Here is a 20,010-nt window from a genome sequence, read left to right as displayed (position 1 = left end):
GCCTTTCCAGAACACGCTCCTGCGGCACGTCCATGTGACGCTCGAGCTCCGCCATCCATGGCTCCGCACGGTTCTGGAAAGGCCTACCACCCTGATGCCCTAATTTCTCAGTTATCCTCACTCCGGTGCTGTTGTTCCCACAGATGAGCGTAATGACCACCGCGGGCTAGCAAGTCATTGTGGCTGCCGCTTTCCACTATTCGGCCACCATCCATCACAAGGATGGTGTTGGCATCGCGGATGGTGGATAACCGGTGGGCGATCACCAAGGTGGTTCTCTGCTGACTGACTTCTTTCAACGCGCCGAGAATTGCCTGCTCAGATAGCGAATCCAGAGACGAGGTAGCTTCATCCAAGATCAGCAGCGGCGGGTTCTTCAAAATCACCCGGGCAATGGCCACCCGCTGCTTTTCGCCACCGGATAACTTCAGGCCACGCTCTCCCACTTTAGTTTCGTAACCTTCTGGCAGGCTGTGGATAAAGTCTTCCAGGTGGGCCATACGCGCGGCCCGGTAGACTTCTTCCTCGGTCGCTTCGGGGCGGCCGTAGGCGAGGTTGCGATACAGGGTGTCGTTGAATAGCACGGTGTCTTGCGGAACCACACCAATGGCTGAACGCAGGCTGTCCTGGGTCACGTCGCGGATATCCTGGCCATCAATACGGATCGCACCGTTGTTCACATCGTAAAAACGGAACAGCAGCCGGGCGAGGGTAGATTTGCCGGCGCCGCTGGCGCCTACTACGGCCACGGTATGGCCGGCAGGTATGGTGAAGTTCACATCCTGCAGGATGGGGCGGTCCGGCCGGTAGGCGAAGTGAATGTGTTCGAAGCGTACCTCGCCGTTATCCACAGCCAGGGGTTTGGCATTCGGCGCATCCTGGATGGCGGGTTTATCCCCAAGCAGTTTGAACAGGCGCTCCACGTTTACCAGGGCCTGGCGGATTTCCCGGTAGACGAAACCCAGGGCGTTCAGGGGGATGAACAGCTGGATCAGGTAGGCGTTTATCATGGTGAAGTCGCCCAGGGTGATCTCGCCACTGGCCACTTCGCCCACCGCCATGGCCATGATGACAATCAAGGCCACGCCGATGATCAGCGCCTGGCCGGCGTTCAGGGTGGCCAGGGACAGGCGGTTTTTCAGCCGGGCCTTTTCCCAGTCGTCCAGGTCCTGGTCGTACAGTTCGGCTTCGTAGCGTTCGTTGTTGAAGTATTTGACGGTTTCGTAGTTGAGGAGGCTGTCGATGGCCCGGGAGTTGGACTGGTTGTCCCGGGCGTTGGCTTCCCGCACGAACTTCGTTCGCCACTCGGTGATCTTGATGGAGAACACCACATACACCACCACCGCCACCAGAATGGCCAGCACGTAACCCACGTTGAACACCACCAATAGAATACCGGCCACCAGCAGGATTTCCAGGATGGTGGGCACGATGTTGAACAGGGTAAAGCGCAGCAGGAAGCTGATGCCGTTGGTACCCCGTTCGATATCCCGGGCCAGGCCACCGGTTTTGCGGTCCAGGTGAAACCCCAGCTCGCGTCGGTGCAGGTGTTCAAAGATCCGCAACGACACCCGCCGCATCGCCCGCTCGGCTACCCGGGCGAACACGGCATCCCGAAGCTCGTTGAACAGAGTGGCGCCAAAGCGCAGGGAGCCGTAGGCCACCACCAGCACCACCGGAATCCACAGCAGCATGTCGGCGCCGCGGTTCTGGTCCAGGTAATCCACAATGTATTTCAGGGCTACCGGGGTGGCTACGGTGGCCAGCTTGGCCAGTACCAGCAAAGACAACGCCAGTGCTACCCGGCCCCGGAACTCGGTCAGGTAGGGCCAGAGCCCGGCAATCACTTTCCAGTCGGGTTTGTGGTCGGCGGGGTAGTCGTTATCAGCGTAGGCGCGCACGGGATTTCCTGTTCGGTTGGTAAGGAGCAGATTGTGCCAGATTCATCGTATACTGTGGGCATTCACAGGGTGCCTGAACAGCACCAAATTTCCAGACTCAGGTATTTACATGACTTCGGATAATTCCCAGGCCAAGACCACGCCGGATCACCAGCCGCGCCCCTGGATCGATTTGCTGGTCAGTATCGTGATTCCCTCCGTTATTCTGATGAAGTTCAGTGGCGATGAGCATCTGGGCAGTGTTAATGCGTTGATCATCGGCCTGGCCTTCCCGTTGGGTTGGGGCCTGTTCGAACTCATCCGGTACCAGAAGAAGAACTTTATTGCCCTGCTGGGCCTGATCAGTGTGGGCCTGACCGGTGGTATCGGCCTGCTGGAACTGGACGCTGGCTGGCTGGCCATCAAGGAAGCGGCGGTGCCAGCGGTGATCGGGCTGGCCGTGCTTATCTCCACCCGCACCAGGTACCCGCTGGTACGAACCCTGCTGTATAACCCCAACGTTCTGGATGTGGATAAAATCCATGCTTCTTTGGAGGAGCGGGGCAGTGTGGATGAATTTGAAGAGCGGCTGATGAAAGCCAGTTACTTCTTTGCCGGAACCTTCCTGTTCTCATCCATCATGAACTATGTGCTGGCGAAGTGGATTGTGGTCAGCCCGTCTGGCACCCAGGCGTTCAATGAAGAACTCGGTCGGATGACCCTGGTCAGCTACCCGATGATCGCCATTCCCTCCATGGTGATGATGATGCTGATTTTCTGGTACCTGTGGCGCACCATTCGCAGGCTTACCGGCCACACCCTGGAAGAGGTGATGGCGCCGCACCTGGTGGAGAAGGAAAAAGAGAAGGAACGGAAGCGGGCACAGTCTTCCAAATAGTACGGACTGGAATATCCACTCGGTACTGATAACAAAAAACGGTGGCTCCTTGCGGATACCACCGTTTTTTTTGGCCTGGATAACGCCCGGGAATCAGACGTCCAGGTTGGTTACTTCCAGTGCATTGGTCTGGATAAACTCCCGGCGCGGCTCCACATCGTCGCCCATCAGGGTAGTGAAGATCTGATCCGCCGCAAAGGCATCTTCGATAGTGACCTTCATCATCCGGCGGGTTTCCGGGTCCATGGTGGTTTCCCACAGCTGTTCCGGGTTCATTTCACCCAGACCCTTATAGCGCTGGATGTTCAGGCCGCGCGAGGCTTCCTTCATCAGCCACGCCAGGGCGCCCTCAAACGACAATACAGCCTGCTTGCGCTCACCACGCTGGATGTAGGCACCCTCTTCGATCAGGCCTTCCAGGGTTTCGCCAAGGCGGGCAATGGCCCTGTAGGAGGCAGATTCGAAGAAATCGTGGCTGAACACGTGCTCGTAGGGAATACCGTGCACGTAGATCGTCACCTTCGGCAGGTACAGGCCACGCTCTTCGTCCCGGGTAACGGAGAAGGTGTACTTGGTGCCAGTCTTGGTATCCAGCTCCAGGCCTTCACCCAGGCGTGCCACCCAGCGTGCGACCGGTTCTTCGTCCTTCAGCTGCTCCGGTGTCAGGGTGCTGTTGTAGATCATCTGCTGCAGCACCATGGCCGGGTAGGCACGGGACAGGCGATCAATCATTGCCATAACGGCCTGGTAGTCCTTCACCATGGTCTCCAGGGCGGAATCCTTGATGGCAGGTGCCTCAGGGTTCACGTACAACTGGGCGCCTTCCAGGGCGGTCTGGGTCAGGTAGGCTTCCTTCGCCTTTTCATCCTTCAGGTACTGTTCCTGCTTGCCGCGCTTGACCTTGTACAGGGGCGGCATGGCAATGAACACATGGCCACGCTCGATGATTTCACGCATCTGCCGGAACAGGAAGGTCAGCAGCAGGGTACGAATGTGGGAGCCGTCTACGTCGGCGTCCGTCATGATAATGATGGAGTGGTAACGCAGTTTGTCCGGGTTGAATTCTTCCCGCCCGATACCGCAACCGAGGGCGGTAATCAGCGTGCCCACTTCGGCAGACGACAGCATCTTGTCGAAACGGGCTTTCTCTACGTTCAGGATCTTACCCTTCAGGGGCAGGATGGCCTGGGTTTTCCGGTCACGACCCTGCTTGGCACTACCACCCGCAGAATCACCCTCCACTATGAACAGTTCAGACAGGGCGGGGTCTTTTTCCTGGCAGTCAGCCAGCTTGCCGGGCAGGCCGGCGATATCCAGCGCACCCTTGCGACGGGTCATATCCCGGGCTTTACGGGCGGCTTCACGGGCACGGGCCGCTTCGATCATCTTGTTGACGATCACCTTGGCTTCGTTCGGTTTTTCCTGCAGGTAATCGGCAAACTTCTGGTACAGCTCCTGCTCAACCGCGGTTTTCACCTCGGATGAAACCAGCTTGTCCTTGGTCTGGGAGGAAAACTTCGGGTCCGGCACTTTCACGCTGACAATGGCTGTCAGGCCTTCCCGGGCATCATCACCGGAGGTGGCTACCTTGGCTTTCTTGCCCAGGCCTTCGTGCTCGATGTAGTTGTTCAGGGAACGGGTCAGAGCCGCGCGGAAGCCGGCCAGGTGCGTACCACCATCCCGCTGGGGGATGTTGTTGGTAAAACAGTAGATGTTCTCCTGGAAGGCATCGTTCCACTGCATGGCCACTTCCACGGCAATTCCGTCTTCACGTTCGTGGGTGAAGTGGAAAACCTGGTTCAGCGGGGTCTTGTTGGTGTTCAGGTGCTCAACAAAGGCCCGCAAACCGCCTTCATACTCGAAAATCTCTTCCTTGCCGCTGCGCTCGTCTGTCAGGCGGATACGCACACCACTGTTCAGGAACGCCAGTTCCCGCAGGCGCTTGGCCAGGATGTCGTAATGGAATTTGATGTGAGTGAAGGTTTCCGGTGAAGGAATAAAGTGAACCTTGGTACCGGAATCCTGGGTGTCGCCCACTTCGGCCAGCGGTGCGTTGGGAACACCGTGGGTATAGGTCTGCTCGTAGACCTTGGCATCACGACGGATGGTCAGGGTCAGGGTAGAGGACAGGGCGTTAACCACTGACACACCCACACCGTGCAAACCACCGGAAACCTTGTAGGAGTTGTCGTCGAACTTACCGCCGGCGTGCAGTACCGTCATGATAACTTCGGCAGCGGATACACCTTCTTCTTCATGGATATCCACAGGGATACCACGGCCGTTATCCTTGACCGTGATGGACTCATCGGGGTGGATGATCACGCCGATTTCAGAGCAGTAACCCGCCAGAGCCTCGTCGATGGAGTTATCCACCAATTCAAAGACCATGTGGTGCAGGCCGGTGCCATCGTCGGTATCGCCGATGTACATACCCGGGCGCTTGCGCACCGCATCCAGTCCCTTGAGGACTTTGATGCTGGAGGAATTGTAGTTCGATTCACTCATTAACGAGACTCCTGAGGTGATTCCCGGTCTATTCTTCCGTCAATTTTCCATGTTCCACGTGGAACATTCTGTATTCAGGGGCATCGACACCGGCCCATAACACGTCGGGTTCCGGGTGTTCGATGGAGGTAATAAACACCTGACAACGCAATTCCTGGAGCTTGCGGGCCAACATAATCCGGTGGCGCACATCCAGCTCCGCATTGATGTCATCCAGCAGGAAGGTAACCTGTTTACCGAGATCGCTCAGAACCTTGCCCTGGGCAATCTTCATCAGGATCACGAGGGTTTTCTGCTGTCCCCGCGAGAAGGTTTCTGCCACCGGACGCCCGCCTAGCTTCAAGCGAATGTCCGCACGGTTGGGACCGTACAAGGTATGCCCCATCCGGCGTTCCTGTTCCCGGTGACCGGCCAGTACCTCAACCAGTGACTGGCTGCGATCCCAGCCCGGATAGAACTCCAGCTTGAGGCCTTCTGTCCATCCGGCATCCAGTTCTTTGAGCACTTCATTGAAGGCTGTTTTGAACTTCCTGAAAACCTGTTCCCTGATGTCGCTGAGGGTTTCTGCAAGGGCACCAAACTGGTTGTCCCATACCCGCATCAATGATTCGTCCAGTCTACCATTTCTGAGCGTTTGATTCCGCTGTGATGTCACTCTCTGGCATTGTTGCCAGGTTAAAGAAAAGGAAGGTTCCACGTGGAACACTAACCAATCCAGAAACTGGCGACGCTTACCCGGGCCCCCGGCCACAATGTCAAAAACACCGGGATCAATAACCGACACCGGAAGATGCATGGCCAGTGCCGACAAACTACGAACAGCCTCACCGTCCACGCGAAGAGACGTTTCCTTGGCTGAAACATCCCGGGCGATACCCAGACGATGAACAACAGGTTCCTGGCTATCATCTGAAGTTCCGGCCATGCCTTTATCCAGGCCACCAAAAACCGTGAGTTTGCTCTGACCATGGGCAACGACCGCCTGGTGCCGGGTGACCCGGAACGAGCGACCGAGCCCCAGATAACCGATGGCTTCCAGTACACTGGATTTACCACTGCCATTGGCACCGTAGATCAGGTTAAAGGAGGGAGAGAAGCTGATGGGATCCGGCGCCAGGTTACGAAAATTCTGGGTCTGAAGTTTCACTAGCGCCATAGGGAGAAAATCTCGATAAACCTGGGCCCCTTTAATGCAGCATGGTCAGGCGTTCATCCATGAACACATCCATTTCCGGCGCCAGGATATGCACATAACGGTCGAAGTACAGGAATTGCTTCAGTAACAGGGCGAACTCCCGAGGGAAGTGCAGGCCGTGGCTTTCGCCAACCTTGACCATATCCATCAGGATGTTGTTCACATCATCCTCGGCCTGGTCGACCTGATAGGGCACATCGTCCGGCACCATGCGATCCATCTGCCGGTACAGTTTCTGCAAATCCGCAGACAAATCTTCCACCCGCACAGAGCGACGGGTCACGCCGATACGAATCATGGCATCGGCCATGCCATCGAAGTTACCCACCATGATGGCGGAAATAAAATCGCTTACCGCCTGCCAAGTGTCCGGCTTGATACGGCCCACAATGCCGAAATCGATAAACCCGACCCGTCCGTCCTTCAGCACCATCAGGTTACCAGCGTGCACATCCGCGTGGAAAAATTCGCACTTGGTCAGGCTGGCAAACCAGGTATTCATGGCCGTAATCAGGGTGCGTTCCGGATCGCTGGAAAATCCGCGAATACTTTCCAGGTCGGTCAGCGGTACGCCATGGAAGCGTTCCATGGTGAGGATCCTACGGCTGCTGCAATGCTCGTACACCAGGGGAACCGTGGCGTCTTCGTTGTGGGTATCGTTCAGGAACTGTCGGAAAACCTTGAGGTTATTGGCTTCCTTGATGAAATCACATTCTTCCATCATGGTTTGCTGGATTTCATCCACAATGCCGGACAGGGAAGTCCAGGACAGTTTCGGAGCCAGGGTTTCCAGGATACGGGCAGACAGATACAGAAAATTCAGGTCAGTCAGCAGGATGTTTTCCACACCCGGCTTCTGAACCTTGATCACCACATCTTCACCAGTCACCAGCTTTGCCGCATGTACCTGGGCAATGGATGCGGAGGCGAGGGCAACCGGATCGATCTCGGCAAACACCTGGTCAATCGGCCGGCCCAGTTCATCCCGGATAATCTTGCGGATGACGCTGAAGGGCAGGCTCGGGGTTTTATCCAGGCAATACTGGAACTCCTCTACATACTCCTTCGGGAAAAAGGTCGGCGAGCTGGCAATAAACTGGCCCAGCTTGATGTAGGTGGCACCCAGGTTTTCGAAGGTCTGGCGCAACAGCTGCGGGGTAGGGGGGCGATCGCCCCGCACCCAGTTCAGCCCGGTACGGCCCAGCACCGACAAGGTCTGGCCAATTCGGAAAGCACCTTTGATTCCATTCGTTACGGCACCCATAAACTCCTCCGGAAATAATTACAGCCGCATGGGCATGACAACATACAGACAGCTGTTGTCATTTTCGGCTTCAATCAGCGCACTGCTGTTTGGATTAGACAGAGTGATCTTCACCTGGGCATCGTCCAGGACGTTCATCACATCCACCAGGTAGCCTACATTGAAACCAATCTGCAGGGATTCGCCCTGGTAGTCTACCGGCAGTGCATCTTCGGCCTGTTCCTGGTCCGGGTTGTTGGCAAATACCTGCAACTGTCCCGGGGACAGGTTCAGGCGTACGCCGCGAATGTTTTCGTGGGACAAAATACCGGCCCGCTGCAGGGTATTCTTCAGGGTCGCGCGATCGGCCAGGACAATCTTGTCGCCGCCACGGGGAATAACCCGGTTGTAGTCCGGAAACTTGCCTTCAATCAGCTTGGAGGTAAAGGTGTACGCACCCACCGTGGCCCGGAGGTGGTTATCGCCGATCACCAGGGTGACGGGCGACTCGTCGTCATCCAGCAGGCGGGCCAGCTCAAGCACCCCTTTTCTCGGCACAATCACCTGGCGCAGGTCCGGACAACCGGTCTGCAGATCACAGTGAGCCATGGCGAGGCGGTGGCCGTCGGTAGCCACGGCACGGACATGGCCGCTGTCCACTTCCAGTAACAGACCGTTCAGGTAATAACGCACATCCTGCTGGGCCATGGCGAAGGCGGTGGCGTCGAACATACGGCCAAGTTCCTTCTGGGGCAACTCCAGGCGGAAACTTTCCGGCTCGTCTTCCACGTTCGGGAAATGCTCCGCCGGCAATGTAGACAGGGTGAAGTGGGAATTACCCGCGCGCACATGCAGGCGGTCACCTTCCAGTGCCAGGTCAATCGGGGCCTCGTCGCCAAGGGCGCGACAGATATCCGACAGCTTGCGGGCCGGAACCGTGATCCTGCCAGGCTGGTCCACGTGCACCGGGGTTACCCGGCCTACCAGCTCCACTTCCATATTGGTACCGGTCAGCGTCAGGGTATTGTCTTCCGCTTCCAACAACACGTTGGACAGCACCGGCATGGTCTGTTTCTTTTCCACAACGCCCGCAATGCTTTGCAGCGGGGTGAGCAGGGATTCACGGCTGATTGTCAGTTTCATGGCACTCGGCTTCAGTTATCGGAAGTGAATGTTATTGGTTTTGCCACCCCGGTCAGGTGGTCAGCAGTCTCATAAAGTTCTGGTAGTCTTCCCGGATGCCCGGATCGGTTTCCTGCAACTCGACTATCTTCTTGCAGGCGTGCAGCACCGTGGTGTGGTCACGGCCGCCAAAGGCATCGCCAATTTCCGGCAAACTGTGGTTGGTCAGTTCCTTGGCCAGGGACATCGCCACCTGGCGGGGCCGGGTGACGGTACGGGTCCGGCGCTTGGACAACAGGTCCGATACCTTGATCTTGTAATACTCCGCCACGGTGCGCTGGATATTATCAATACTGACTTGCTTTTCATGCAGCGCCAGCAGGTCTTTCAGGCTTTCCCGGATAAACGGCGGGGTAATCTCAGAGCCAGTGAAGTGAGCATTCGCTATCACCAAACGCAGCGCACCTTCAAGCTCCCGGACGTTGGAGCGTATTTTCTGGGCAATGAAAAACGCCGCTTCGCTGCTCAGCTTCACATTGGCCTGCTCGGCCTTCTTCATCAGAATCGCTACCCGGGTTTCCAGCTCCGGCGGCTCGACCATCACAGTCAGGCCCCAGCCGAACCGGGATTTCAGCCGCTCTTCCATATCCACGATTTCTTTCGGGAAACGGTCACAGGTCACAATCACCTGCTGACCACCCTCAAGCAGCGCATTGAAGGTGTGGAAAAACTCTTCCTGGGAGCGCTCCTTGCGGGCGAAGAACTGGATATCGTCAATTAGCAAGGCATCGACCGAGCGGTAGTAGCGTTTGAATTCATTGATGGCGTTCAGCTGCAGCGCCTTGACCATATCGGCCACAAACCGTTCCGAACGCAGGTACGCCACCTTGGCCTTCGGGTTGCGACGGACAATCTCGTTACCGATGGCGTGCATCAGGTGGGTTTTGCCCAAGCCTACGCCACCATAAAGGAATAACGGGTTATAGGCGCCACCGGGGTTCTCTGCCACCTGCATGGAGGCCGCGCGGGCCAGCTGGTTGGATTTACCTTCTACAAAGGTATCGAAGGTAAAGGTTTCGTTCAGGAAACTCTGGTGCTTGATATCACCCTCAACCTGCACCGGGCGCCGTTCGTTACCACCGGTCCTGCCGGCAGACGTGCTGCCTGGCGCCTGGCGCGGACTGGCCACCGTAGCCGCCACGCTTTTCTCTTCTTCAGTAACGGTCTCGCCGGTTTCATCAGACAGGCGTTCCGGAACCGGCTCGGCCACCGAACGCACCACCGGCTCGCTCGCCTTGGGGGCAGACCCCACTTTCATCTGAACCCGGGGGGCCTGACCGCCTCCCAGCTCCTTTAATACTTCTTCTATACGGCGCAGGTATTTTTCATTCACCCAATCCATCACGAAACGGTTGGGAGCGAACAGCATCAACTGCCCTTCGCGCTGATCCGACTGGAGGGGCCTCAACCAGGTATTAAACTGCTGTGCGGGAAATTCATCCCGGAGTACTTCAAGACATTGATGCCACATACTGTTCGGCACGACCGCCTGCTCCCGACTACCTGACTGTTCTTACACCGGAAAGGGCTTTCCCGTTGCTCAAGGTGACCCCGGATTCTACCCCGAGCCGGGGTTCAGTAAAAGGCCGGCAGTGCAGGTCATGAACAGCCTGTGGAAACTTTTTATTTTCAGTTTCAAATTCTTACAAACCTATCTACAGCCTTGTGTACAGAAAACCCCTGAAAAAAAGTTATACACAGGGCTCTGTGTAAACCACCGCTTCAACCCTGTGTGCAACACCTTGACCGAACCATGGATAACTCGCTCCCTGATTCCGAACCGGACTTGTTCACAATTCGACAGGGTGTTCTCCACAGGGCTCAGAGCGACCTGTCACAAGCCTTATCATTATTCTATTTTTTTGTTTCTGTTGAGATTTTTAGGCTTTTCCACAGAAATCATGGTGCGTAATAACAGTAATAAATAATCTTTGAAAGAATTTAAAAAAGACTTATAGATTCTGTTAGTGAGCCTTGCGGGTTTTACCCATACGGAAAACTTGCTTTACCTGTCGCTCAAACATTGAACTTGTCTCAGGATTTGACTAGAATGCCGCTCCTGTTTTGGCTGTCTATTTTCCAGCCAGTTACCAATGTCCATTGACGATTTGTGAGATCATCACCATGAAAAGAACATTCCAGCCAAGCGTCCTGAAGCGCAAGCGTGTTCACGGTTTCCGTGCCCGTATGGCGACTGCGAACGGCCGTAAGGTAATTTCCCGTCGTCGTGCCAAAGGCCGCGCACGTCTGTCTGCGTAACTTTACGCTCGCCTCATGAAGGCTTTGACGTTTCCGAAGTCTCATCGACTGTTGAAACCTTCGGACTACAGCAAGGTCTTCGATGGCGTACAGCTGAAAGTTCCGCACAGGAATTTTCTGATCCTGGCTGCTCCCAATAATCTGGGTCACGCCAGGGTCGGACTGATTTTCTCGAAGAAAAACCTGAAACTGGCGGTCCAGAGAAACCGGATCAAACGCCAGGTACGGGAAACCTTCAGAAATCAGCAGGATTTACCCGCCCTGGACATCATTGTTCTTGGCAGAAAAGGCCTTGCCCAGCTGGAAAATCCAGCGGTGCATTCCGCTTTGGACGATATCTGGCGCAGAGTGAAAAAGCAGTTCAACAAGCAACTCGAAAAAACGTACCGAAAATCAACGTCTGAGGGCCCAGACGCGACGTCCCGAGGTACAGATTGATGCGCCAATTACTGCTTTTACCCATCCGGTTCTACCAATATGCCATTTCTCCAATGATGGCGAGCCATTGCCGGCACTACCCTACCTGTTCACAATACGCTGTCGAAGCCATTCAGCATCATGGCGCTCTCAAAGGCAGTTACCTGGCAGGTGCGCGTCTACTCAGATGTCATCCCTGGGCCGAAGGCGGTTATGATCCTGTACCGGGAACCGGGCACGTTGCTCCAGAGCCAACCGGCAACCTGACTGAATCCACTCACACCACTACTCAGACCAGACCCTAAGTTTATGGATATTCAACGCATCGTTTTGTTTGCCGGTCTTGCGATTGTCAGTTACCTGATGGTGCTAGCCTGGAACGAAGATTATAACCAGCCGCAAACTACACAGGTGGTAGAGGCTGAGTCCTCCGTTAACGGCAACGCAATGGCAGACGATATGGTGTTGCCGGAGTCCGGATCGACAGCATCAGGCAACGATGAATTCGCCACACCGGAAACCGGTAGCCTGTCGTCAACGTCTGCAGCTGCGGAAGGTTCAGTCAGCAACCGCTACATCACCGTAACCACCGACGTTTTCCAGCTGAAGATTGACCGTATTGGCGGCAACGTGGTGGAAAGTTCACTGCTCCAGTACGACGAATCCCTCAACAGCGAACAACCCCTGAAACTGCTGTCCAGCACCCAGACCCGTACCTACCTGCTGGAAAGCGGACTGATCGGCCGTGATGGCCCGGATGGCCGTAACGCCTCCCAGGCACCGGTATTCGACGCTGAAAGCAGCGAGTTCGAATTATCTGAAGGCCAGGACGAACTCAACATCGACCTGACCTTCACCACCGATCAGGGCGTGGCTATCACCAAGCGTTACCAACTGGCCCGGGACAGCTACGAAATCGGTGTTCGTTACCTGATCAGCAACAACTCAGAATCCGACTGGCAGGGCAACTTCACCGGCAAAATCGTTCGTGACCAGGCTCCGGACCCCACTTCCCAGGCCAGCATGGGTATCAAGGCCTATCTGGGTATGGTGGTCAGTACGCCGGAAGATCCCTACGAAAAATACGACTTTGATGACCTATCCGAAAACCGCATCAACCAGTCCGTTACCAACGGCTGGCTGGCGTTTCTGCAGCACTACTTCCTGACCGCGTGGGTTCCTGACCGTGATCAGACAGCCCAGTTCCAGAGTACCCGTCGGGATCAGTTGCACGTGATGGGCTTTGTTTACCCCGCCACCACGGTGGCTGCCGGTGATACCGCGGAAATTGGGGCAACCGCCTACGTGGGCCCGAAGATCATTGATCGCCTGGAAGCCCTGGCACCCAACCTGGACCGCACCGTTGATTTCGGCTGGTTGTTCTTCATCTCGCTGCCGCTGTTCATCATCCTGGAATGGTTCTATGGCCTGGTGGGTAACTGGGGTGTGGCCATTATCCTGCTGACGGTTCTGGTAAAGGCGGTGTTCTTCCACCTGTCTGCCACCAGTTACAAGTCCATGGCCAAGATGCGTGCGGTTGCTCCGCAGCTGACCCGCCTGAAGGAACTCTATGGCGACGACCGCCAGCGCATGTCCCAGGAAATGATGGCCCTGTACAAGCGCGAAAAAATCAATCCGCTGGGTGGCTGTCTGCCGATCCTGGTTCAGATGCCGGTGTTCATTTCCCTGTACTGGGTACTGTTTGAAAGTGTGCAGCTGCGCCATGCCCCGTTCATGCTGTGGATCCAGGATCTGTCCCAGATGGACCCGTACTTCATCCTGCCGATCCTGATGGGTGCCAGTATGTTCATCCAGATGAGCCTGAACCCGACACCGCCGGATCCCATGCAGGCCAAGATCATGAAGCTCATGCCGCTGATCTTTACTGTGTTCTTCCTGTGGTTCCCGGCAGGCCTGGTACTGTACTGGTTGGTGAACAATATTCTTTCGATCTCCCAGCAGTGGTACATTACCCGCAAGATCGAAGCGGAAACTGCAGGCAAGAAGTACTGATTTAACAGTCCTTCTGACCTGACAAAGGCTCCCTTGGGGAGCCTTTGTTTTTTCTATCCCGGGAAAATGAAGATGCAGCCAGCTACAGACACCATTGCCGCCATTGCCACTGCTCCGGGCCAGGCCGGTGTAGGTATTGTTCGGGTGTCCGGCCCGAAAGCCATGGCCATAGCCCGCGCCATGCTGGGCTTCGAGCCCAGACCCCGGTACGCCCATTACGGACCCTTTCGGGACCAGCAGGGTGAACTGATCGATGAAGGCATCGGCCTGTACTTCCCCAATCCGAACTCCTTTACCGGCGAGGATGTATTCGAACTACAGGGCCACGGCGGTACCGTGATCCTGGATATCCTGTTGCGGGAAGTCTGCAGCCTGGGTGCACGGCTGGCCCGCCCCGGTGAATTCTCTGAAAGAGCCTTCCTGAATGACAAGCTGGACCTTGCCCAGGCCGAAGCCATTGCCGATCTGATCGAAAGCAGCTCGGAACAGGCCGCCCGTTGCGCCGTCCGTTCCATGCAAGGGGTATTCTCCAAGCGTGTGGATAACCTGGTGGAGGCCATCACCCATCTGCGCATTTACGTGGAAGCGGCCATCGATTTTCCGGAAGAGGAGATCGACTTCCTGGCGGATGGCAAGGTGGCAACCGACCTGCAGAACCTGCTGGAACAGGTAGAGCAGATCCTGGGCGAAGCCCAGCAAGGCACTATTTTGCGGGACGGCATGAAAGTAGTGATCGCGGGCCGGCCCAATGCCGGAAAATCCAGCCTGCTCAATGCCCTGGCGGGCCGGGAAGCGGCGATTGTGACCGCTATCGAAGGCACTACCCGGGATGTCTTGCGGGAACATATCCACATCGATGGCATGCCGCTGCATATCATCGACACGGCCGGCCTGCGGGACAGCCCGGATGAAGTGGAACGCATCGGCATTGCCCGGGCCTGGGAAGAAATCCGCCAGGCCGACCGCATCCTGCTGATGGTGGATGCCACCACCACCGACAAAACCGAACCCCATGAAATCTGGCCGGACTTTATCGACCAGCTGCCCGCCAGCGCACCGGTCACCGTCATTCGCAACAAGGTGGATTTGTCCGGTGAAACGGTGGGTATCACCGCAGAGCCGCATCAAACCGCCCCGGTTATCCGGCTTGCCGCCAAGGCCGCGGAAGGCCTGGAAGTACTTCGGGACCACCTGAAACAGTGCATCGGCTTTGCCAGCACCACCGAAGGCGGCTTCCTGGCCCGGCGCCGGCACCTGGATGCACTGGAGCGGGCGCGGGATTCCTTGCTCCAGGGCCAGACTCAGCTTGAAGGCTACGGTGCGGGGGAACTACTGGCGGAAGACCTGCGGGCGGCCCAGGATGCCCTGGGAGAAATCACCGGGCATCTGACGCCGGATGAGCTTTTGGGTAAGATTTTCAGCAGCTTCTGCATCGGAAAATAGGAACAACCATGAAAAACAACTCCCGGAACACCATTGGCTTATTCACTCTGTTCGCGGCGCTGGTGCTGACTGGCTGCAGCACCGTGTACTACAACACCATGGAAAAGCTCGGGTTCGAGAAGCGCGATATCCTGGTCGACCGGGTCGAGAATGCCCGGGATGCCCAGACAGATGCCCAGGAAACCTTCCGCTCGTCACTGGAACGGTTCCAGAGTGTGGTGGCCATTCCCGATACCGAACTGAAGGCCAAGTACGAAGAAATCCGCGATGCCTATCAAGACAGCGAAGATGCTGCCGAGAAAGTCCGGGACCGGATCGACAGCGTCGAGGATGTGGCGGGTGCGCTGTTTGCGGAGTGGGAAGACGAGCTGGACCTGTACGAAAGCGCATCCCTGCGCCGCAGCAGCGAGCAGCAACTTCAGGAAACCCGCAATCAGTACGGGCAGCTGATTAACCGGATGCACCAGGCGGAATCCCGCATGGATCCGGTGCTTCAGGCGTTTGAAGACCAGGTGTTGTACCTCAAGCACAACCTGAATGCCCAGGCCATCGGTGCGCTGGAAACGGAGCTGGGTAAAATCCGCAGCGATGTCGACAGCCTGATCCGCAACATGGAAGCCTCCATTGCCGAATCCGAAGCCTTTATCCGCCGCTTCCGGGATCAGTAACCCCGGCGGAAAAGTGGCGGGGGCTTAACCGTTCCAGTTTTCGGCACAAATTGTTCCAGTTAACTTGCTGTAATTCTCAATTGATAACCAATATCATTCGCTCCTGAAATTCATTGCTACAAATTTTGGGAGCGACACATGATGTTCAGGTCTTCATTGCTGGCGACCTCGGTTGCGGTAATCTCTGCCGGTTATTCACTGCAGGCCACTGCGCAGCCGGTGCAAATGGACGAGCTGGTGGTCTCCGCCGCCGGTTTTGAGCAGAAGGTTACCGATGCACCGGCGAGCATCAGTGTGATCAATCAGCAAAGCCTGCAGCAGAGTCAGTTTTCCAACCTGGGGGAGGCACTCGAAACGGTAGAGGGCGTGGATGTTCGCCAGAGCACCGGTAAAACCGGCGGCCTGAACGTCAGTATCCGGGGCCTGCCCAGTGAATACACCCTGATCCTTATTGATGGCCGTCGCCAGAACCCACCGGGCGACGTTACCCCGAACGGATTCGGCGACACCTCCACTAGTTTCACTCCGCCCCTTTCCGCCATTGAGCGTATCGAAGTCATTCGTGGCCCCATGTCTACTCTTTATGGTTCCGATGCCATCGGCGGTGTGGTCAACATCATCACCAAGAAAGTCTCGGATGAGTGGACAGGCTCGGTCACCCTGGAGCATACCTTCCAGGAAAACCGGGACTATGGTGATACCGGCAAGACCAGTTTCTACACCAGCGGTCCGTTGATCGAGAACGTATTGGGGCTGGCCGTGCGAGGAAGCGTGCTCGACCGGGAAGCGGCCGACCTGGACTTTGAAGACGGTAGCGAGGCACCCAAGCGCGGTGTTGCACCGGTGGATGGCCGCAATCACACCCTGGGTGCCCGCCTGACTTATGTTCCGGTAGCCGGCCACGAGTTCTATCTAGATGCGGAGCAGGGCCGTCAGGTTTACAACAACGAGTCCTGTCAGCTTGGTACGCTGGATGGCCGGGACCGCAGTTGTGGAGACGACCCTGGCGTGGCGAATGGCTATTCCGATGAACTGCGTTTCAACCGGGACCAGGTGGCGCTGGGGCACTCAAGCCAGCTTGGCTTTGGCACCTGGAGCAATGACCTGACCTACAACGTGACCGAAACTGAAGGCCGGACCCTGCCGGGGACTATCGGTGCTGCTTACGACGCCCCTTACCAGAACCTGGTGGGTGGTGCCGAGCGGGAACTGGAATCCAAAGACACCGTCTTTGATACCAAGCTGGTCGCTCCGCTAACCGATAACCATATCGCCACCTTCGGGGCTCAGTACCGGGACACCGAACTGACCGACGGCATTGCCGACACGACCTTTGAGCAGAATTCCTGGGCGGTTTTTGCCGAAGACGAGTGGTATCTGAGAGACGACCTGGCGCTGACGCTGGGCGGTCGCTATGAAGACCACGATGCCTTCTCCGGCCACTTTACGCCACGAGCCTACCTGGTGTGGAACAGCACACCGTCCTGGACCTTCAAGGGCGGGGTCAGTCAGGGGTATCGTACGCCGGACATCAACGATCTCCACGATGGCATCAACGGTGTCACAGGACAGGGTGAAGATATCACCATCGGTACTCCGGACCTGGAGCCGGAGAAGAGCACTAACTACGAAGCCGGCGCCTACTTTGACAACCTTGAGGGCTTCAAGGCTAATGCCACCGTGTTCTTCACACGCTTTGAGGACAAGATTGATGATGGCTCAGAGGTGACCATCAGCGGTGATCCCCGGATTCCCGATGGCACCTACGATCAGCTGGATAACATCGGCAAGGCGGAAACCCGAGGTATCGAGCTGGCCTCCAGCTGGCAGTTTGCCCCGGACTGGAGCCTGCGCGGCAACTACACGTATACCGATTCCGAGCAGAAAAGCGGTGACAACAGGGGTGAAAAGCTGACCAACACACCGGAACATGTCCTGCACGCCCGGCTTAACTGGCAGGCAACAGCCAAACTGGGGCTGTGGGTGTCTGGTGAATACCGGGGCGAGCGTACCCGCTACCTGAAGACCCGGGAAAACCTGAGTACGGAAGAGCAGGCCATTGACCAACAGGTCGGAGAGCTGAGCGATTATGCGCTGTTCCATCTGGGCGGCTCTTACCAGGCCAGCGACAAGGTTCGACTGACGGCGACCATCTACAACCTGTTTGACAAGGACTTCCTCGAGGGCAGCAATTACAGCTATATCAACGCGGACGGTGACCAGGTAACCGACTGGGCATCTGATTACATCTACGTGTTCCGCGGCATGGCCAGCGGCGGTACGGTGGAAGAGGGCCGCCGCCTGTGGCTTTCCGCCACTGTGGATTTCTAAGTTATCCACAGCTTCTGTTAATAAAATCCGACAACGTAAAAAGGGGAAGCCAGGTGCTTTCCCTTTTTGTGGAACCGGGATTCCAAGGCCCCGGATCCGGAAGAAAAAAGTCCCGGGAAAACCCGGGACCGGAAGTTACCGGGTTACCCGGTAAAGGCCATGTTCTCGGCTTCAATCTGCATCAGGCTGCGGGTCGGGCTGAGCATGCTGGTGGCATGGGTCTGGGCCCGGGGCAGCAACCGCTCGTAGTAGAACTCGGCGGTGTTGAGCTTGGTCTGGTAGAAGGATTCAGACTCTTCACCGCCATTATCCAGTTTATCCACAGCCACGGCGGACTGGCGCAGCCACATGTAGGCCATGCTCACGTAGCCGCTGTACATCAGGAAGTCGTAGGCTGCTGCACTGACCACATCCCGGTCTTTGCGGGCCGCCAGCATCACCCGTACCGTCAGCACGTTCCACTGGGCCGTGAGTTTCAGCAGCTCCACCGCCATCGGGCGCAGGCGCTTGTCGGTCAGGTGCTTGCGGGCAAAGTTGGCCACCTTGAAGGTGAACTCGCGCACCGCGCCGCCCTGGGTCATCAGCAACACCTTACGGCCCAGCAGGTCCAGGGCCTGGATACCGGTGGTGCCTTCGTACAGGGTGGCAATGCGGGTATCGCGGGCGATCTGTTCCATACCGTGTTCGCGGATGTAACCGTGGCCGCCGAACACCTGCATCCCCAGGTTGGCGGCTTCACAACCCAGTTCGGTCAGGAAGCCTTTCAGGATCGGGGTCAGGAAGCCCAGTTTGTCGTCGTACTTCTCGGCTTTTTCAGTATCACCTGCGGTATGGGCTTCCACCATGTGGTCGGCTACCCGGGCCGCGTAATAGAGCATGGCCCGGCCACCTTCGGCGATGGCTTTCTGGGTCAGCAGCATGCGCCGAACATCGGCGTGGTGAATCAGGCTGTCGGCCACCTGGTCCGGCTCTTTCTTGCCAGACAGCGCGCGCATGGAGCGGCGTTCTTTGGCATAGTCCAGCGCCCACTGGTAAGACAGCTCGGCCGGCCCCACACCCTGAATGGCGGTACCAATCCGGGCGGTGTTCATAAAGGTGAACATGCACTCCAGGCCCTGGTTTTCCGGGCCGATCAGGTAACCGGTGGCGTCGTCAAAGTTCATTACGCAAGTAGCGGACGCCTTGATGCCCATTTTCTTTTCCAGGCTGCCGCAGCTTACGCCGTTGCGCTCGCCCACACCGCCATCGGCGGCCGGCATGAACTTGGGCACAATGAACAGGCTGATGCCCTTGGTGCCTTTCGGGGCATCCGGCAGGCGGGCCAGGACAATGTGCACAATGTTCTCGGTCAGGTCGTGTTCACCGGAGGAGATAAAGATCTTGGTGCCGGTCAGTTTGTAGCTGCCATCGGCCTGGGGTTCGGCCCTGGTTTTCACCTGGCCCAGGTCGGTACCGCACTGGGGTTCGGTCAGGCACATGGTGCCGCCCCAGCGGCCTTCGGTGAGGGGCACCAGATAGGTTTGTTTCTGCTCGTCTGTACCGTGCAGGAAAATGGTGTTCATGGCACCCAGGGACAACCCCGGGTACATGGAGAACGACCAGTTGGCCGTGCCCATCATTTCCTGTTTGAACAGGCCCATGGAAGCCGGCAGGCCCTGGCCGCCAAACTCTTCGGGGGCAGACAAGCCCTGCCAGCCACCCATCACATACTGCTGGTAGGCTTCTTTGTAGCCCCTGGGGGTGATCACTTCGCCGTTTTCCAGCTTGCAGCCTTCTTCGTCGCCGCTCTGGTACAGGGGGCTCAGCACTTCTTCACAGAAGCGGCCACACTCGGTAAGGATTGCATCTACAATGTCCGGAGTGGCGTTTTCGCCGGAGGCCAGGCCCTGGTAATGGGTCGGGTAGTCGAATACATCATTCAGCAGGAATTTCATGTCCCGCAGGGGCGCTTTGTACACAGGCATAGCCAGTCC

Annotated in this window: 15 protein-coding genes; 8 read left to right on the top strand and 7 right to left on the bottom strand. The window is 57.0% G+C overall.

Annotation, left to right across the window (positions count from 1 at the left end; translation table 11 throughout):
* Positions 1-107 precede the first annotated feature (107 nt).
* A complete protein-coding gene (locus tag AQ621_RS15660) occupies positions 108-1,901 on the bottom strand; it encodes an ABCB family ABC transporter ATP-binding protein/permease (RefSeq protein WP_058342183.1) in 1,794 nt (597 codons plus the stop codon).
* 109 nt (positions 1,902-2,010) lie between these two features.
* Between AQ621_RS15660 and AQ621_RS15655 the strand changes: the two genes are divergently transcribed.
* Positions 2,011-2,778: a VC0807 family protein gene (locus AQ621_RS15655; protein WP_058342182.1), complete on the top strand. Its 768-nt coding sequence runs from the start codon at positions 2,011-2,013 to the stop codon at positions 2,776-2,778.
* 93 nt (positions 2,779-2,871) lie between these two features.
* Here AQ621_RS15655 and gyrB read toward each other — a convergent pair whose 3' ends face one another.
* Genes gyrB through dnaA form a run of 5 tightly spaced genes read right to left on the bottom strand, consistent with a single transcriptional unit; the run spans position 2,872 to position 10,389 of the window.
* A complete protein-coding gene (gyrB, locus tag AQ621_RS15650; protein WP_058342181.1) occupies positions 2,872-5,286 on the bottom strand; it encodes a DNA topoisomerase (ATP-hydrolyzing) subunit B in 2,415 nt (804 codons plus the stop codon).
* Between the two features lie 28 nt (positions 5,287-5,314).
* A complete protein-coding gene (gene recF, locus AQ621_RS15645) occupies positions 5,315-6,442 on the bottom strand; it encodes a DNA replication/repair protein RecF (RefSeq protein ID WP_058342180.1) in 1,128 nt (375 codons plus the stop codon).
* A gap of 31 nt (positions 6,443-6,473) precedes the next feature.
* Entirely contained in the window at positions 6,474-7,745 is a 1,272-nt protein-coding gene (locus AQ621_RS15640; RefSeq protein ID WP_058342179.1) for an ABC1 kinase family protein, read from the bottom strand.
* 18 nt (positions 7,746-7,763) lie between these two features.
* Positions 7,764-8,867 (bottom strand): DNA polymerase III subunit beta, encoded by a 1,104-nt coding sequence (gene dnaN / locus AQ621_RS15635; RefSeq protein WP_058342178.1) that lies wholly within the window; start codon positions 8,865-8,867, stop codon positions 7,764-7,766.
* 52 nt (positions 8,868-8,919) lie between these two features.
* On the bottom strand, positions 8,920-10,389 hold the full coding sequence (dnaA, locus tag AQ621_RS15630; RefSeq protein WP_058342177.1) for a chromosomal replication initiator protein DnaA: 1,470 nt from the start codon (positions 10,387-10,389) through the stop codon (positions 8,920-8,922).
* Positions 10,390-11,030: 641 nt separating this feature from the next.
* Here dnaA and rpmH point away from each other — a divergent pair.
* From rpmH to AQ621_RS15605, 7 genes are all read left to right on the top strand, one after another.
* Complete coding sequence (rpmH, locus tag AQ621_RS17460; protein WP_008172542.1) at positions 11,031-11,165, top strand: 50S ribosomal protein L34; 135 nt, start codon at positions 11,031-11,033, stop codon at positions 11,163-11,165.
* Positions 11,166-11,180: 15 nt separating this feature from the next.
* On the top strand, positions 11,181-11,603 hold the full coding sequence (rnpA, locus tag AQ621_RS15625; RefSeq protein WP_058342176.1) for a ribonuclease P protein component: 423 nt from the start codon (positions 11,181-11,183) through the stop codon (positions 11,601-11,603).
* Positions 11,603-11,887 (top strand): membrane protein insertion efficiency factor YidD, encoded by a 285-nt coding sequence (yidD, locus tag AQ621_RS17455; RefSeq protein WP_082641126.1) that lies wholly within the window; start codon positions 11,603-11,605, stop codon positions 11,885-11,887. The genes rnpA and yidD overlap by 1 nt, the downstream gene beginning before the upstream one ends.
* 4 nt (positions 11,888-11,891) lie before the next feature.
* Complete coding sequence (yidC, locus tag AQ621_RS15620) at positions 11,892-13,595, top strand: membrane protein insertase YidC (protein ID WP_058342175.1); 1,704 nt, start codon at positions 11,892-11,894, stop codon at positions 13,593-13,595.
* 72 nt (positions 13,596-13,667) lie between these two features.
* Positions 13,668-15,038, top strand: a complete 1,371-nt coding sequence (mnmE, locus tag AQ621_RS15615; RefSeq protein ID WP_058342174.1) for a tRNA uridine-5-carboxymethylaminomethyl(34) synthesis GTPase MnmE — start codon at positions 13,668-13,670, stop codon at positions 15,036-15,038.
* Between the two features lie 8 nt (positions 15,039-15,046).
* Positions 15,047-15,706, top strand: a complete 660-nt coding sequence (locus tag AQ621_RS15610; protein WP_022990134.1) for a DUF2959 domain-containing protein — start codon at positions 15,047-15,049, stop codon at positions 15,704-15,706.
* Positions 15,707-15,844: 138 nt separating this feature from the next.
* The gene (locus AQ621_RS15605) at positions 15,845-18,037 is read left to right on the top strand and encodes a TonB-dependent receptor domain-containing protein (protein ID WP_058342173.1); all 2,193 of its coding nucleotides are present in this window, start codon (positions 15,845-15,847) and stop codon (positions 18,035-18,037) included.
* 143 nt (positions 18,038-18,180) lie between these two features.
* Here AQ621_RS15605 and AQ621_RS15600 read toward each other — a convergent pair whose 3' ends face one another.
* On the bottom strand, positions 18,181-20,001 hold the full coding sequence (locus tag AQ621_RS15600) for an acyl-CoA dehydrogenase C-terminal domain-containing protein (RefSeq protein WP_058342172.1): 1,821 nt from the start codon (positions 19,999-20,001) through the stop codon (positions 18,181-18,183).
* Between the last annotated feature and the right edge of the window lie 9 nt (positions 20,002-20,010).

Origin of the sequence: Marinobacter sp. P4B1, assembly GCF_001447135.1 — a bacterium.
GTDB classification, from domain to species: Bacteria; Pseudomonadota; Gammaproteobacteria; order Pseudomonadales; family Oleiphilaceae; genus Marinobacter; species Marinobacter vinifirmus.
The sequence above is the reverse complement of the archived record's forward strand: the minus strand, read 5'-3'. Positions and strand labels throughout refer to the sequence as shown.